The organism is Actinokineospora spheciospongiae (assembly GCF_003182415.1).
Taxonomy (GTDB): Bacteria; Actinomycetota; Actinomycetes; order Mycobacteriales; family Pseudonocardiaceae; genus Actinokineospora; species Actinokineospora spheciospongiae.
In genome coordinates, this window is the sequence record NZ_QHCP01000016.1 from 36694 (window position 1) to 51748 (window position 15055).

Consider the following 15055-nt stretch of genomic DNA (forward strand, 5'->3'; position numbering starts at 1 on the left):
TTAGGGCGGCCGTGGACAGTGGTGCCAACACCGAGCCACACGGCGTGAGAGGGCTATCGTGAGCAACCGTAGCGATTTTGTCGGCCATTTTCGTGACCGGGTTTCCGAACAAGGCGAAAAGCAGGCGCTGATCTTTCTCGCGGACTCCGGTTCCGGCGTCACCGAGCGCTCCTTCGACTACCCCGAACTCGACCGCCGGGCCCGCCGGGTGGCCGCCTGGCTGGCCGAGCGCACCGAGCCGGGCGACCGGGCGATGCTGCTGTTCCTGCCCGGTCGTGAGTTCATGGTCGGGTTCCTGGGCTGCCTGTACGCGGGTGTGGTCGCCGTCCCCGCGCCGATGCCCGACAGCAACGGCCGCGGCGTGGCCCGGCTGGCGGGCATCGCCCGCGACGCTGACGTGCGCGCGGTGCTCAGCGAGCAGGCCGTCGCCGAGGCGATCGACGCCTGGGTGCAGCACTCCGGGCTGGCCGAGCAGGTCGTGCACACCGCCGTCGACGCGCTGCCCGAGGGCCTGGAGGACGACTGGCGCCCGGTGCCGCTCACCGGCGACTCGGTGGCGTTCCTGCAGTACACCTCGGGTTCGACCAGTGACCCCAAGGGCGTCATGGTCACCCACGCGAACCTCCTGCACAACGAGGAGGAGATCCACCAGGCGGTGCGCAGCACGTCGGAGACCCCGGTGTGCAGTTGGCTGCCGCAGTTCCACGACATGGGCCTGATCGGGCAGCTCCTGCACCCGCTGTACATGGGTTCGACGTCGATCTTCATGTCGCCGCTGACCTTCCTCAAGCGCCCGTACCTGTGGCTGTGGGCGCTGAGCGAGTACCGCGCGCCGATCAGCGTGGCGCCGAACTTCGCCTTCGAACTGGCCGTGCGCCGGGTCACCGACGAGCAGTTGGCCACCCTGGACCTGTCCTGCGTGGAGTCGATCCTCAACGGTTCCGAGCCGATCCAGGCGCACACCCTGGACGCGTTCACCGAGAAGTTCGCCGCCGCCGGGCTGCGCGACGGGGCGGTGTTCCCCTGCTACGGCTTGGCCGAGACCACGCTGTTCGTCACCGGCAGCCGCGACGGCCGGGTCTACACCGACGCCGACCCGAAGGCGCTGGAACAGGGCGGCATCGTCGCCTCCACCGCCACCGACGCGCGCACCCTGGTCAGCAGCGGTTCCGCGGGCACCCTGGAGGTCCGGATCGTCGACCCGGAGACCCACCAGGTCCTCGCCGACGGCCGCACCGGGGAGATCTGGGTGCGCGGCGGCAGCATCGCGGCGGGCTACTGGAAGCAGCCGGAGAAGACCGAGGAGACCTTCAACGCCGCCGCGATCACCGCCGACGGCGCCACCGCGGGCTATCTGCGCACCGGCGACATCGGCGCGCTGCTCGACGGCGAGCTGTACGTCACCGGTCGGCTCAAGGACATGCTGATCGTCAACGGCCGCAACCTCTACCCGCACGACCTGGAGCACACCGCCCGCCAAGTGCACGCCGCGCTCCAGACCGGTGTCGGCGCGTCGTTCGTCGTCGACGGCAAGCCGGAGAAGCTGGTCTTGGTGCACGAGATCAAGACCTCCGCGCTGGGCGACACCGAGCTGGCCGACCTGGAGAAGGCGATCCGCGCGGAGCTGCGCGCCGAGTACGACGTGCACCTGCACGAGCTGGTCCTGCTCCCCCGCGGCGGCGTGGCCCGCACCACCAGCGGCAAGGTCCGTCGCGGCTCGATGCGGGAGAAGTACCTGGCCGGGTCGCTGGAGTCGCTGCTGACCGGGGCGGGGCGATGAGGTACGGCGCGTTCGCCGAGGCCGAGCGCCTGGAGGGGGTGCTTGGCGACCCCGGCGACCCGGCGTCGGTGTTCTCCACCGCCGCCTGCGCCGACCTCGACGACGCCGACGGGTTCCCGACCGACGTCTGCGCGGTGCTCGACGGGTTCGACCTGGCCCGGCTGTACGTGCCGGCGGAGTTCGGCGGCGGCCTGGTCGACTACCAGGACGCCGTGCAGACCATGCGGATGGTCTCCCGGCGCGACGTGACCGTGGCCGTGGCGCACGGCAAGACCTACCTGGGCGCGGTCAGCGCGTGGGTGGGGGCGAGCCGGGAGCAGGCGGAGAAGGTGGGCGCGCTGGTGCGCTCCGGTCTGCCGATAAGCTGGGCGTTGACCGAGCAGGCGCACGGCAGCGACCTGCTCGCGGGCGGGGTCACCGCCACCCGCACCGGGTCCGGCTACCGGCTCGACGGGGAGAAGTGGCTGATCAACAACGCCACCCGGGGCGGGGCGGTCTGCGTGCTGGCCCGCACCGACGAAGCGGGCGGCCCGCGCGGGTTCAGCGTGTTCATGGTGGAGAAGGCGAAGCTGGACCCGGCCTCGCACTCCCCGGTGCCCAAGCAGCGCACGCACGGCATCCGCGGTGCGGACATCAGCGGCATCTCCTTCTCCGGGGCCACCATCGGCGCCGACGACCTGATCGGCCGGGAGGGCATCGGCCTGGAAAGTGTCCTTAAAGGACTTCAACTGACCAGGACGCTGTGCTGCGCGCTGTCGCTGGGCGCGGGTGACCACGCCCTGGGCATCGCGACCCGGTTCGCCGCCGGGCGCAGGCTCTACGGCCGCGGCCTGTCCGAGCTGCCCGCCGCCCGGCACCGGCTGGCGACCGCGTTCGCCGACCACCTGCTGGCCGAGGCGGTGTCGGTGGTCGGGTCGCGCTCGATCCAGGCGCTGACCGGCGAGATGTCGGTGGTCGCGGCGGTGGTCAAGTACCTGGTGCCGACCCGCACCGAGGGCATGATCGCCTCCCTGCGCAAGCTGGTGGGCGCCCGGTCGCTGCTGCGCGACGTGCTGGAGGACGGGGCGTTCGGCAAGGTCGAGCGCGACCACCGGATCGTGTCGCTGTTCGACGGCAACACCCTGGTCAACCTCAACGGCCTGGTGAACCTGTTCCCGATCCTGCTGCGCACCGCCGACAACGCCACCGCGCCGGACACCGACGGCATCCGCGCCGCCGCGACGGTGGGCGAGCCGCTGGCGCCCATGCAGCACAAGAGGCTGTCCCTGCTTCCGCGCAAGGGTTCCAGCTTCCTGCTGGCCCTGCCCGCCGCTGTCGCCGAGGTCGAGGCACTGGCCGCCGACGACAACGCGCTGGCCCCGCTGACCACCGCCGCCCGCGCGCTCCGGACCGCGTTGGACGGCGTGTACGCGGCGATGCGCGAGCTGCCCGCCGTGCCGGTGAACGTGCCGACGACGTCGTTCGTGGTCGCGCAGCGGCTCGCCGCGTGCCTGGGCGGGGCGGCGCTGCTCCAGCTCTGGCTGCGCACCCGGGTCGACGCGCTGGCCGAGACCGGCCCGAGCACCCCGCTGTGGCGCGACGGCGTGTGGCCGACCCTGGCCCTCGACCGGTTGTTGGCCTCGGTCGGCACGCCCACCCCCGCCCCGCAGGCGCACTACGACACCGCCTACGACGTGCTCACCGCTCAGGTCGGGTCCGGTCGGCTGACGTCCCTGTTCGACCACCGACTGGCGGAGGCGACCCGATGACCCGGCTCGAAGAGCGCTTCGGCGACCCCTACGACGCGGACAACCCCTTCGGCCACCGGGCGATCCTGGACGCCGACGAGCGGTCGGCGGTCGCCGAGGGCGCGGAGGCGGTGCTGGACGAGTTCGGGCTCAACGCCGAGTTCGTGCCGGAGGCCCTGGGCGGTCGGCTGGTCGAGGTGGACGAGCTGGTCCGCAGGCTGCGCCCGGTGTTCCGCCGGGACGCGAGCCTGGGCCTGGGCTACGGCGTGACCTCGCTCATGGCCGGGCTCAACGTGTGGCTCGGCGGTTCGGACGTGCAGCGCAAGTGGCTGGCCGACCTGCTGCTCGGCGGCGGGAAGGCGTCCGTGGGCTACCACGAGCTGGACCGCGGCAACGACCTGACGAACAACGAGTTCGCCGCGACCCGCACCGAGGACGGCCTGGTCCTCGACGGGCGCAAGGAGGTCATCAACAACGCCGCCCGCGCCGACGCGGCCGTGCTGTTCGCCAGGACCGGCGGCAAGGGCGGCGGCCGGGACCACTCGCTGCTCCTGGTCGACCTGCGCCAGCTCGACGGCGAGACCTTCCGCCGCCTCCCCCGCTACCGCACGCTGGGCCTGCGCGGGGTCGGGCTGTCCGGGTTCGAGTTCACCGGCTGCGCGGTGCCCGACAGCGCGCTGGTCGGCGACCTGGGCCAGGGCGGCGACATCGCGCTGCGCTCGTTCCAGGTGAGCCGGTGCGTCATGGCGGGCACGGGCCTGGGCATCCTCGACGCCGGGTTGTTCGGCGTGCTGCGCTTCGCCCTGGAGCGCAGGCTCTACGGGCAGACCGTGGCCGAGCTGCCGCACGCCCGCGCCACCCTGGCCGGTGCCTACGCCGACCTGCTGACCGCCGACGCGCTGGTGACCACCGCGACCCGGGCGCTGCACGTGCTGCCCGCCACCGCGAGCGCCTACGCGGCGGCGACGAAGCTGCTGGTCCCGACCCTGCTCGAAGAGGCGATGAACGCGCTGTCGGTCGTCCTCGGCGCCCGGTTCTACCTGCGCGAGGGCGACTACGCCGGGTTCGGCAAGCACATGCGCGACCTGCCGCCGCTGGGCATCGGGCACGCGGGCGGGATCTCCTGCCAGCTCATCCTGCTGCCGCAGCTCTCCCGGCTGCTGCGCGCCCTGGGTGACCCGGCCCCGGCGGCCGTGTTCACCGCCGGGGCGGCGCTGCCCGAGCTGGACCTGACCAGGCTGCGGCTGTTCGCCCCCTCCGGCGACTCGCTGCTGGCGGAGCTGGCCGCGCACGGCACCCACCCCGGGATCGCCGCCGCGCTGGCGAAGCTCACCGCCGACGTGGCCGCGCTGCCCGCCCGCGACACCGGTGTCGCGGCGAGCCCGGCGGCCCTGGATCTGACCGACCGGTACGCGGCCCTGCTCGCCGCCGCGTCGGTCACCGGTTACGCCCGGCACAACGCGGTGCCGGACGGCTGGGCGGAACTGGCGCTCAGCAGGCTCGCCGAGCGGCTGACCCCGTCCGCCGCGCTGCCCGCCACCCACCCGGCCGCCGAGGGGGCGCTGTTCGCCGACCTCCTCGACCGCGCCACCACCGGTTCCGGCTTCTGCCTCGACCGAGACCCCGTCCACCGCATGCTCGCCCAGTAAGGACACCCCGGACATGACCAGCACCGACACCACCACGAGCACCAGCACCACCGTCCCGGCCGACATCGCGCAGTGGCTCGCGGGCCGGGTGGCGTCCTACCTCGACACCGACGCCGCGACCATCGACCTGGACCTGCCGCTGGCCGAGTACGGCCTGGACTCGGTCTACGCGCTGAGCCTGTGCGGCGACATCGAGGACACCCTGGGCCTGGTCGTCGAGCCGACGCTGGCCTGGGACTACCCGACGGTCAACGCCATGGCCGAGTTCCTCCGGACCGAGATCGCCTGATGGCGGGCGGACAGCAGGCTCCCCGGACGGCGGCGGCCACGGTCGGCGATGCACTCGCCGACCCGATCGCCGTGGTCGGCATCGATTGCCGCTTCCCGGGCGCCGGTGACAAGGACGCGTTCTGGGACGTGCTGGTCCGCGGTGAGCACGGAATCTCCGAGGTGCCCGCGCAGCGGTGGGACAGCGCGGACTTCCACGACGAGGGCGGCGGCGCGGGCCGGGTGAACACCCGGTTCGCCGGGTTCATGTCCGACCCGGACACCTTCGACTTCGAGTTCTTCGGCATCTCCCCGCGCGAGGCCGCCGCGATGGACCCGCAGCAGCGGATGCTGTTGCAGGCGTCGTGGCGGGCGATCGAGGACTCGGGGACGGACCCGACCGCCCTGGCCGGGAGCAGCACCGGGGTGTTCGTGGGCATGATGTCCAGCGAGTGGGCCACCCTGCACATGTCCGACTACGCCGGGCTGACCGCGCACCGCGGCTCCGGCAACGGCTACTGCATGGCGGCCAACCGCATCTCCTACCACCTGGACCTGCGGGGGCCGAGCACGGCGGTGGACACCGCCTGTTCGTCCTCGCTGGTCGCCACCCACCTGGCGTGCACCGCGATCCGGGCGGGCGACTGCGACTCGGCGATCGTCGCCGGGGTGAACCTGCTGCTCACCCCGGCGCTGTCGATCTTCTACACCCAGGCCGGGCTGTCCGCCCCGGACGGCCGCTGCAAGCCCTACAGCGGTGACGCGGTGGGCATCGGCCGCGGCGAGGGCGTCGGTGTGGTGGTGCTGCGGCGGCTGTCGGACGCGCTCGCCGACAAGCAGCCGATCTATGCGGTGATCGAGGGCAGCGCGGTCAACCAGGACGGGCGCAGCAACGGCATCACCGCGCCCAGCCGGTGGTCGCAGGAGCACGTGCTGACCGCCGCCTACGCCAAGGCCGGGATCACCCCGGGGGACCTGACCTTCGTCGAGGGCCACGGCACCGGCACCACCCTCGGCGACATGATCGAGATCAAGGCGCTCGGCGCCGTGCACGCGGGGGCTGAGCGCAAGCAACCGCTGCTGCTGGGCTCGGTCAAGGGCAACATCGGTCACGCCGAGGGCGCCGCGGGCATCGCCGGGCTGATCAAGGCGTGCCTGGCGCTGGACAAGCGGGTCCTGCCGCCGACGCTGCACGCCGACAGCGAGAGCCCGCAGCTCAAGCTGGCGGAGAACGGCATCCGGCTGGCCCGCGGACCGGTCCGGCTGCCGCGCGGCACCGTGCGCGGCGCGGTGTCCAGCTTCGGCCTGGGCGGCACCAACGCCCACGTCGTGCTGGCCAGCGCGCCAGCGGTCCGCCGCCCGGTGGAGTCCGGCGGGGTCGGGGTGCTGACCGTGTCGGCCAACACCGTGGCCGGGTTGCAGCGCAACATCGCCGCCGTCGCCGAGACCGTGGACAGTGCGCCCGCGGATCGGTTGGGGCAGCTCTGCCACACCTCGAACCTGGTGAAGTCCTCGCTGCGGCAGCGCATCGCCGTCGCGGTGACTTCCCCCGAGCAGGTGCGCGGGGAGCTGCGCAGGCTGCTGCGCGACGCGGACGCGGTGGCCGAGCGCAGCAAGCGGCCCACCGGCAAGCCCAGGGTGGCGTTCCTGTTCACCGGCCAGGGCTCGCAGTACGCGGGCATGGGCCGGGCTCTGCACGAGCACTGCCCGCCGTTCCGCGCCCGGCTGGCCGAGGCGGACGCGGCGCTGCGCCCGCACCTGGGCTGCTCGATCACCGAGGTGGCCCTGCACGGCGCCGGGCACGACGGGCTCGACGTGGGCGAGACGGCGCTGACCCAGCCCGCCCTGTTCGCCCTCCAGTACGCGTTGGCCACCGCGCTCGGCGACCTGGGCCTGCGCCCGGACGCCGTGCTGGGGCACAGCGTCGGCGAGTTCGCTGCGGCCTGCGCGGCCGGGGTGCTGACCCTCGACGAGGCCGCCGCGCTGGTGGCGGCCCGGGGCGCGCTGATGCAGGCGCTGCCCCGCGACGGCGCGATGATCGCGGTGCAGGCGGGCGAGGGGCGGGTGTCCGCGCTGCTCGCCGACGAGCCGCTGGTGTCGATCGCGGCGGTCAACGGCCCGGACAGCACCGTGGTCTCCGGGGCGGCCGAACCCGCCCGCCGGGTGGCCGCCGCGCTGGCCGCCGAAGGGGTAAAGACGACCGAATTGGTGGTCTCGCACGCCTTCCACTCGCCGCTGATGGCCCCGGCCGCCACCGGGTTCGCCGAGGCGGCGGGTCCGCTGCCGGTGCGCGCGTCGGCGGTGGCGTTCGCCTCCACCGTGCACGGCCGGTTCGTCGAGGGCACCGAGCTGGACGCGGCGTACTGGTCGGCGCAGGTCACCGCCCCGGTCCGGTTCACCGCCGCGATGGCCGCGCTGCTCGACCGCGCGCCGACGCACCTGGTGGAGATCGGCCCGCGCGGGGTGCTCGTCGGCATGGCCGCGCGGGCGGGCCTGACCGGCGGCGCCAAGCGGTTGGTCCCGGTCCCCGGCGACACCGCCACCGGCGCCGAGTTCGCCGCGACCCTGGCCGCCCTCTACACCGACGGCCTGAACCCGAGCTGGGCCGCGCTCTACACCGAGGGCCAGCGCACCCCGCGCAGGCTGCCCGGCTACGTCTTCGCCGACGCCGAGCGGTTCTGGGCCAGCGCGGCCACCGTGCGCGGCACCGTCGCCTCGGTCGTCACCAAGGAGCAGCCGGGGATGCCCGAGGTCGGACAATCGCAGCCCGCGGCGCAGGCTCCCGCGCTGTCGGGCGACGTGCGGCCGGAGGTCCGCGCCGTGCTGGCGGTGGTGGCCGAGATCGGCGACTACGACCCGGCCGACCTGGCGCCGGAGGCGAAGCTGCACGAGGACCTGGGCTTCGACTCGATCATGGTGATGCAGTTGAGCGACCGGCTGACCGAGGTCCTGCGGCTGCCCGAACCCATCCCGGTGACCGAACTGCTCCCCCGCGTGACCACCGTCGGCGACCTGCTGGCGTTCGCGGGCGAGGTACTGGGCGAACAGGAGAGGAACCGATGAGCACCGACGAGACCTTCGTGCTGTCGACCGGGTCGGCGCTGCCCGGCGACCCGATCGACAACACCGCCCTGGCCGAGCGGTTCGGCGTGAACGCGCAGTGGGTGGAGCTGTTCGTGGGCACCCGGACCCGGCACTTCGCCGTCGACCTGGGCACCGCCGAGCAGACCCACACCCTGGCCGACCTGGCCGCGGCGGCGGGCGCGCAGGCGATGAGCCGGGCCGGTCTGGAGCCGACCGACCTGGACTTCGTCGTGCTGGCCACCGCCACCCCGGACACGCTGATGCCCGCCACGGTCAACGTCGTCGCCGACCGGCTCGGGGTGGACCAGGTGGCCACCTACCAGCTCCAGTCCGGCTGCGCGGGGGCCATCCAGGCGCTCGACATCGGCCGCAAGCTGCTCGACGACGAGCACCGCACCGGCCTGGTCATCGGCGGCGACGTGTGCGCCAAGCACCTGGTGCTCGACCGCGACACCACCGGCCAACCGCCCTCGGAGCTGATCAACTACGTGCTCTTCGGCGACGGCGCGGGCGCGGTCGTGCTCTCCGCCGACGCCGAGGGCGCCACCATGCGCCTGGACACCGTGCTCAACCGGTTCACCGGCCTGGGCCGCGACCCGGCGCAGGTCATCCACTGGTGGGGCGAGACCGGCCCGACCCCGGGCGTGCAGGCGGTCACCGAGGACTACAAGGCGATCGAGGAGCGGGTCCCGGGCATGGCCGTGGAGGTCCTGTACGAGCTGCTCGACCGGTGCGGGTGGGACAAGGGCGAACTGTCGTTCCTGCTGCCGCCGCAGCTGTCGGGGCGGATGACCCAGCGCATTGTCAAGGACCTCGCGGTCGACAGCGCCACCGAGGTCAGCGTGGTCGCCGACACCGGCAACAACGGCAACGCGCTGCCGTTCCTGCAACTGGACGCGCTGGCCCCGCAGATCCGCGCGGGCCAGCGGGCGGCGGCTGTGGCGATCGAGTCCAGCAAGTGGCTCAAGGGCGGTTTCACCCTGGAGGGGTTGTGAGTGTCGACCGAGTGAAGGAACTGTCCCGGGCCGGGAAGCTCGCGGAGAACTACGGCGAGGTCCCGTCGCTGTTGGCCGGGCTCGACGAGACCGGTCTGCGGCGGGCGGGGATGCTGTTGTCGCGTGTGGACGCCGCTGACGTCGACGGCACCCGGTTCACCGTGGCGGTCGCCGGGTCCTCGGCTTTGCAGCCGCTGGAAGCGCCGCTGACCGCGCAGCTCGCCCGGCACGGGTTCGTCCCGGACGTGCGGCTGGGCGGGTACAAGCAGTACGGCATGGAGCTGCGCGACCCGGCATCGCCGCTGTTCGACGTCGAGCCGGACCTGACCGTGTGCGTGCTGGACGCGGACGAGGTCTTCAAGCACCTCGACACCCCGTGGACCGCCGCCGACGTGCGCGACGCCCTCACCGAGCACGCCGAGCACATCGAGGCCCTGGTCACCGCCCACCGGGCCGACCACGCGGGCGCGCTGGTGCTTACCACGCTGCCGCTGCCCCGGCACTGGGCCGCGCAGCTCGTCGACCTGCGCTCGCGCGCCGAACTGGGCATCGCCTGGCGCGAGTTCGAGGCGCGGCTGCTGCGGCTGGCCGTGGAGCACACCGGGGTGTTCGTGGTGGACATGGAACCGCTGGTCGGCGTCGCCGGTCCGCTGCTCGACCCCCGGCTGGCCGCCTACACCGGCGTCCAGTTCGCCGACGGCGTGCTGGCCGCGCTGGCCCGGGAGGTCGGCCACATCGCCAGGGCGCTGCGCGGCAAGACCAGCAAGGTGCTCGTCCTCGACCTGGACAACACCACCTGGGGTGGCGTCCTGGTCGAGGAGGGCCCGCTGGGCATCACCACCGGTGAGGGCCCGGTGGGCGAGGCGTTCACCGCCGTGCAGAAGGCCGCCAAGCAGCTCGCCTCCCAGGGTCCGCTGCTGGCCGTGTGCAGCAAGAACGACGAGGACAAGGTCCGGATCGCCCTCCGCGACAACCCGGACCTGACCCTGCGCGAGGACGACCTGGTGGCGCTCGTCGCCAACTGGGGCGCCAAGCCGGACAACCTGCGCCAGATCGCCGAACAGCTCAACCTGGGCATCGACAGCCTGGTCTTCATCGACGACTCCCCCAGCGAGCGCGGCCTGGTCGCGGCGAACCTGCCGCAGGTCCCGGTGATCGCCGTGGACGCCGACGAGCCCGCCCTGCACCTGCACCGGCTGCTCGCCGACGGCTGGTTCACCACCCAGCGGGTCACCGACGAGGACCGGGTGCGCGGCGAGCGCTACCGCACCGAGCGCAAGCGGATGGAGTTCCGCGAGCGCGCCGACTCCCTCGGCGACTACCTCGCCCAGCTCGGCACCACGGTGGAGCTGTTCGTGCCCGGTGAGGCCGAGGTGGGGCGGATCGCGCAGATCACCCAGCGCACCAACCAGTTCAACCTCACCACCACCAGGTTGGACGTGGCGGCGGTCACCGCCGCGCTGTCCGACCCGGACCGCGCGGTGTACGGGGTGCGCTGCGCGGACAAGTTCGGCGACCACGGCATCGTCGGCGCGGTGTTCACCAGCACCGAGGCCGACGGCGCGCGGCGGGTGGACAACTTCCTGCTGTCCTGCCGGGTGCTCGCCCGCGGCGTCGAGGACGCGGTCCTGCGCACCCTCCTGGCCCAGGCCAAGGCGGCAGGCGCACCAGCGCTGCACGCCGCCTACCGGCCGACCGCCAAGAACGGTGCGGTGGCCGACTTCTACGCCAAGAGCGGCTTTAGCGCGGTCGGGGAGCCTGGTGGCGGTTCGCGGGAGTTCACCCACGACCTGACGGAGCTGCCGCCCCCGGTGCAGCACGTCGAGCTGAAGACACTCACGACCGTCTGAGGAGCTGCGCGATGACCGAGACCGACTTCGTCGAGCTGGTCGAGGCCGAGACCGGCCTGCCGCTGGACACCGCCGACCTGGCCACCGGGTTCGACGACCTGCCCGGGTGGGACTCGGTGCACCTGCTCAAGGTGCTCTCGGCGCTGGAGGCCGAGCACGGCATCACCCTGCGGATCGCCCAGTTGCTGGACGCGAAGTCGCTCGGCGACCTGCACGCGGCGGCGAGCGCCGCGGTCGCGGCGTGAGCACCCCGGAGATCGTGCCCGTCCCGGCGGCCCGCAGGCAGACGTTGCACTTCCTGCGGTTCGCCGGGGCGGCGGCCCCGGTCTACCTGGACACCGAGGTCGACGCCACCGCCCTCCTCGCGCACCGGGAGCTGGGGCGCAGGTACTCGGTGGTCAGCTACGCCATGTTCGTCCTGGGCCGGGTGCTGCCGGGGTTCCCGGAGGCCAACGCGGCCTTCGCCGGGTCGCTGCGCCCGCGCACGGCCCGGCACACCGCGGTGGACGTCAAGCTGACCCTGGACAAGCGGGTCGACGGGGTGCGCTCGGTCCTGTCGGTCGTGCTGCCCGACGTCGACGGCTGCACCCTCGACCACCTACAGAACGCCGTGGAGCGGCTGCGCGACACCCCGGTCGCGGACATCCGCGAACTGGACGGCGTGCGCAAGCTCCAGAAGCTGCCGATCCCCCTGGGCCGGTTGGCGTTCCGGCTGGCCAACGGCCTGTCCGGGCGGCACAAGCGGATGGGCACGGTGGCGCTGACCTCCCTCGGCCACGCCCCCGTCCACCGGTTCTTCTCCCACGGCGGCACCACGGTGACCATCGGGCTGGGGCGGATCACGCCCACGCCCGTGGTCCGCGACGGCGAGGTGGTCGTCCGGCCGCTGCTGCCGCTGAGCCTGACCTTCGACCACCGGGTGATCGACGGGGCGATGGCCGCCGACCTGCTCGCCGCGCTCAAGACCGCGCTGGAGGACTGCGATGTCACCGGAGCCGCCACCCCTGCCGGGCACGTGGACGGCGTGGGCGCTGTCGAGCACGTGGCAGACCGCGAACCGCAACCGGCCTGAGCTGGCGAACCTGCTGGACGGGGAGTTCGACCGCCACCAGCGGGCGCGCGACGGCGCGTTCCGGGACCGGCTGGTCGCCTCGCGCGCCTTCGCCAAGTGGTTCGCGTTCCGGGTGCTGGGGCACCCGGTGCGGTTGGTGAAGGACGCACGCGGCAAACCGGGCCTGGCCGACCAGGACGGGCAGCCGGTGCCCGGGATCGACTTCAGCCTGGCGCACACCGGCGACGTGCTGGCGGTCGCGGTGTCGCAGGCGGGCCGGGTCGGGGTGGATGTGGAGGTGCGCGACCGGCCGGTCGACTCCCCCGCGTTCCGCGCCCGCGCCTGCCACCCGGCCGAGCCCACCGACGACCCGGTGCGGCTGTGGACGGTGAAGGAGGCCATCGCCAAGGCGCGCGGCGAGGGCCTGCTGCTCGACTTCCGCACCGTGCGCGCGGACCGCCCGCCGCCGGGCTGGCGGGTGCACACGGAGGTCGTCGCGGACCGCTACCGGCTCACGACGGCCCTGGGACCCTGGGAGAAGGAAACAGCGTGACGTCAATATTGTCCTATGTGGACGAGGTGGCCGACCTCGTCCTGCTGCACGCCCGGGCGCAGGGCATGACCCCCGCCCAGGCCCGCGCGATCCTCGCCGACGCCCGCCGCCTCGGCGACGACGCCCCCGGCTCCTGGTCGCACGCCTGGACCACGGCGGGCGACGCGGCCCTGGCCGCAGGTGATCCGCTCAACGCCTGCCGCCGCTACAACCTGGCCCGCTTCCCCTACCCGGACACCGACGGCCAGCGCGCGGCGGGCGCGGCCTGCGTGGCGGCGTTCGACGAGTGGCGCACCGGGGTGGGCGGCATCCAGCGGCGCGAGCTGGACGTCCTCGGCGCCAAGCTGCCGGTGTGGACCAGCGGCCTGGACACCACCGCGCGCAAACCGCTGCTGGTCATCATGGGCGGCATCGTCTCCATCAAGGAGCAGTGGGGCCAGTTCCTCACGGCGGCGGGCAGGCTCGGCATGGCCGTGGTCGTCACCGAGATGCCCGGTGTGGGTGAGAACCCGCTGCGCTACCGCCCGGACTCGCACCGGATGCTCTCGGCCCTGGCCGACGCGGTGGCCGAGCTGACGCCGTACCGGGACGTCTACGCGGTGGCCATGAGCTTCGGCGGCACCATGGCCCTGGGCTGGGCGGCCCGCGACCCGAGGGTGCGCGGCATCCTGACCGTGGGCGCCCCCGTGCGCTCGTTCTTCACCGACGCGCAGTGGTGGCAGCGGGTCCCGGAGACGACCAAGCGCACCTTGGCCCACGTCACCGGCCTGCCGCAGCAGGACCTGGCGGCGGAACTGCCCGCGTACGCGCTCACCCGTGAGGAACTGGCGAACGTCCGCATCCCCGTGGGCTACGTGGTCAGCGCCCGCGACGAGATCGTCCCCGCCGCCGACAGCACCCTGCTCGCCGCCACCCTGCCGAACCTCGACCGGCTGCGCTTCGACGACGTGCACGGTTCCCCCGCGCACCTCACCGACACCAAGCTGTGGATCGTCCGGTCGCTGATCGCGTGGAGCCGGGGCACCGGCCCGGCCACCGCCGCCCTGGGCGCCGCGCTGCGCCTGCGCACCACCCTGAGGAGAGCCCGATGAGCCAGCGCCCCACCCTGGTCTGCTTCCACCACGCGGGCGGCACGGCGTCCACGTTCCGCGACTGGCGCAAGAACGCCCCCGACGACTTCGACATCCACCCGGTGCAGTTGCCGGGCCGGGAGAGCCGCATCGCCGAACCCCGCCACACCGACCTCGAAGCGCTGGTGGAGTCCCTGTTACCGGAGCTGGAACCGGTCCTCGCCGGACCGCACGTCCTCTTCGGGCACAGCATGGGCGCCCTCATCGCCTACCGCCTCGCCCAGCGCCGCCTCGAACTGGGCCTGCGCGACCCCGCCGCCCTCATCGTCGCCGCCTACGTCGCCCCGCACACCGAACCCATCCGCCTCGCCCTGGAGCAGCTACCGGACCTGGACTTGGCCAGGACCCTCTGCGACATCGACGGCATGCACCCGGAATTCCTCCGCCGCCCCGAGTGGCTCGGCCCCCTCCTGGCCGTGGTCAAGGACGACCTCCGCGTCTGCGCCAGCCACCCGGCCACCGCCGCCACCCCCCTCCCGATCCCCCTGCACGCCTTCGGCGCCACCCAGGACCCCCTGGTGACGATGGAGAAACTGGCCGCCTGGAGCGACCACACCACCGCCGAGTTCGGCCTCAGCTTCCTCCCCGGCGGCCACTTCATGGTCACCGCGAAGGACTCCGACCTCCGCGACCAGGTCTTCACCCTCACCCGCCGCCACACCCAGGTCCCCGTCGGCTGACCCCACCCGTGTCTGCGGGGGGTGGTCGCGGCGTCGGCGGCCGGGGCGTGCCTGTTCGCCGCCCAGCCCTTTCCCACGCCGCGTGGCAGGCGGCGTACCCGCTTGCCCACCACCGCCCGCCGACCCGGGTGGCGCCTACCCGAGTCAGCGTCCACCGGAAGCGGGATGCCCGATTCGAAGGAATTCGACCAACCCGAACCATCCGGGTGACGATTCCCCGAATGCGCACCCCTTCGCGGGTCGGCCGTCACGCACCGCGAAATGGGACCTTGTACCTCATCCTTCCGAG

At 73.3% G+C, this 15055-nt stretch carries 12 protein-coding genes; all 12 read left to right on the forward strand.

Going from position 1 to position 15055, the window contains the following annotated elements:
- The first annotated feature begins 58 nt into the window (after positions 1 to 58).
- Genes DFQ13_RS29870 through DFQ13_RS29925 form a run of 12 tightly spaced genes read left to right on the forward strand, consistent with a single transcriptional unit; the run spans position 59 to position 14766 of the window.
- Entirely contained in the window at positions 59 to 1780 is a 1722-nt protein-coding gene (locus DFQ13_RS29870; RefSeq protein WP_219994700.1) for a fatty acyl-AMP ligase, read from the forward strand.
- A complete protein-coding gene (locus tag DFQ13_RS29875; RefSeq protein ID WP_110082192.1) occupies positions 1777 to 3528 on the forward strand; it encodes an acyl-CoA dehydrogenase in 1752 nt (583 codons plus the stop codon). The genes DFQ13_RS29870 and DFQ13_RS29875 overlap by 4 nt, the downstream gene beginning before the upstream one ends.
- A complete protein-coding gene (locus DFQ13_RS29880; protein ID WP_110082193.1) occupies positions 3525 to 5156 on the forward strand; it encodes an acyl-CoA dehydrogenase in 1632 nt (543 codons plus the stop codon). Before DFQ13_RS29875 ends, DFQ13_RS29880 begins: the two co-directional genes overlap by 4 nt.
- A gap of 13 nt (positions 5157 to 5169) precedes the next feature.
- Positions 5170 to 5445 carry an acyl carrier protein gene (locus DFQ13_RS29885; protein WP_110082194.1) on the forward strand — a complete coding sequence of 92 codons (276 nt, stop codon included), beginning with the start codon at positions 5170 to 5172 and terminating at the stop codon, positions 5443 to 5445.
- A complete protein-coding gene (locus DFQ13_RS29890; protein ID WP_110082195.1) occupies positions 5445 to 8486 on the forward strand; it encodes a type I polyketide synthase in 3042 nt (1013 codons plus the stop codon). The genes DFQ13_RS29885 and DFQ13_RS29890 overlap by 1 nt, the downstream gene beginning before the upstream one ends.
- Positions 8483 to 9502 (forward strand): 3-oxoacyl-ACP synthase III family protein, encoded by a 1020-nt coding sequence (locus tag DFQ13_RS29895; protein ID WP_110082196.1) that lies wholly within the window; start codon positions 8483 to 8485, stop codon positions 9500 to 9502. The genes DFQ13_RS29890 and DFQ13_RS29895 overlap by 4 nt, the downstream gene beginning before the upstream one ends.
- A complete protein-coding gene (locus tag DFQ13_RS29900) occupies positions 9499 to 11352 on the forward strand; it encodes an HAD-IIIC family phosphatase (protein WP_219994701.1) in 1854 nt (617 codons plus the stop codon). The genes DFQ13_RS29895 and DFQ13_RS29900 overlap by 4 nt, the downstream gene beginning before the upstream one ends.
- Before the next feature lie 11 nt (positions 11353 to 11363).
- Complete coding sequence (locus DFQ13_RS29905; protein ID WP_110082198.1) at positions 11364 to 11597, forward strand: acyl carrier protein; 234 nt, start codon at positions 11364 to 11366, stop codon at positions 11595 to 11597.
- A complete protein-coding gene (locus DFQ13_RS35840; RefSeq protein ID WP_219994702.1) occupies positions 11594 to 12424 on the forward strand; it encodes a 2-oxo acid dehydrogenase subunit E2 in 831 nt (276 codons plus the stop codon). Before DFQ13_RS29905 ends, DFQ13_RS35840 begins: the two co-directional genes overlap by 4 nt.
- Positions 12336 to 12956, forward strand: coding sequence for a 4'-phosphopantetheinyl transferase family protein (locus tag DFQ13_RS29915; RefSeq protein ID WP_110082199.1), 621 nt, complete (start codon positions 12336 to 12338; stop codon positions 12954 to 12956). The genes DFQ13_RS35840 and DFQ13_RS29915 overlap by 89 nt, the downstream gene beginning before the upstream one ends.
- Positions 12953 to 14047 carry an alpha/beta fold hydrolase gene (locus DFQ13_RS29920; RefSeq protein ID WP_146241400.1) on the forward strand — a complete coding sequence of 365 codons (1095 nt, stop codon included), beginning with the start codon at positions 12953 to 12955 and terminating at the stop codon, positions 14045 to 14047. The genes DFQ13_RS29915 and DFQ13_RS29920 overlap by 4 nt, the downstream gene beginning before the upstream one ends.
- Positions 14044 to 14766: a thioesterase II family protein gene (locus DFQ13_RS29925; protein WP_110082201.1), complete on the forward strand. Its 723-nt coding sequence runs from the start codon at positions 14044 to 14046 to the stop codon at positions 14764 to 14766. Before DFQ13_RS29920 ends, DFQ13_RS29925 begins: the two co-directional genes overlap by 4 nt.
- The last annotated feature ends 289 nt before the right edge of the window (positions 14767 to 15055 follow it).

Excerpts from the sequence above, each read along its gene's own strand:
- DFQ13_RS29890 (WP_110082195.1), top strand. The coding sequence starts at position 5,445 with ATGGCGGGCGGACAGCAGGCTCCCCGGACGGCGGCGGCCACGGTCGGC.
- DFQ13_RS29925 (WP_110082201.1), top strand. The coding sequence starts at position 14,044 with ATGAGCCAGCGCCCCACCCTGGTCTGCTTCCACCACGCGGGCGGCACG.
- DFQ13_RS29905 (WP_110082198.1), top strand. The coding sequence starts at position 11,364 with ATGACCGAGACCGACTTCGTCGAGCTGGTCGAGGCCGAGACCGGCCTG.
- DFQ13_RS29895 (WP_110082196.1), top strand. The coding sequence starts at position 8,483 with ATGAGCACCGACGAGACCTTCGTGCTGTCGACCGGGTCGGCGCTGCCC.
- DFQ13_RS29875 (WP_110082192.1), top strand. The coding sequence starts at position 1,777 with ATGAGGTACGGCGCGTTCGCCGAGGCCGAGCGCCTGGAGGGGGTGCTT.
- DFQ13_RS29915 (WP_110082199.1), top strand. The coding sequence starts at position 12,336 with ATGTCACCGGAGCCGCCACCCCTGCCGGGCACGTGGACGGCGTGGGCG.
- DFQ13_RS29885 (WP_110082194.1), top strand. The coding sequence starts at position 5,170 with ATGACCAGCACCGACACCACCACGAGCACCAGCACCACCGTCCCGGCC.
- DFQ13_RS29880 (WP_110082193.1), top strand. The coding sequence starts at position 3,525 with ATGACCCGGCTCGAAGAGCGCTTCGGCGACCCCTACGACGCGGACAAC.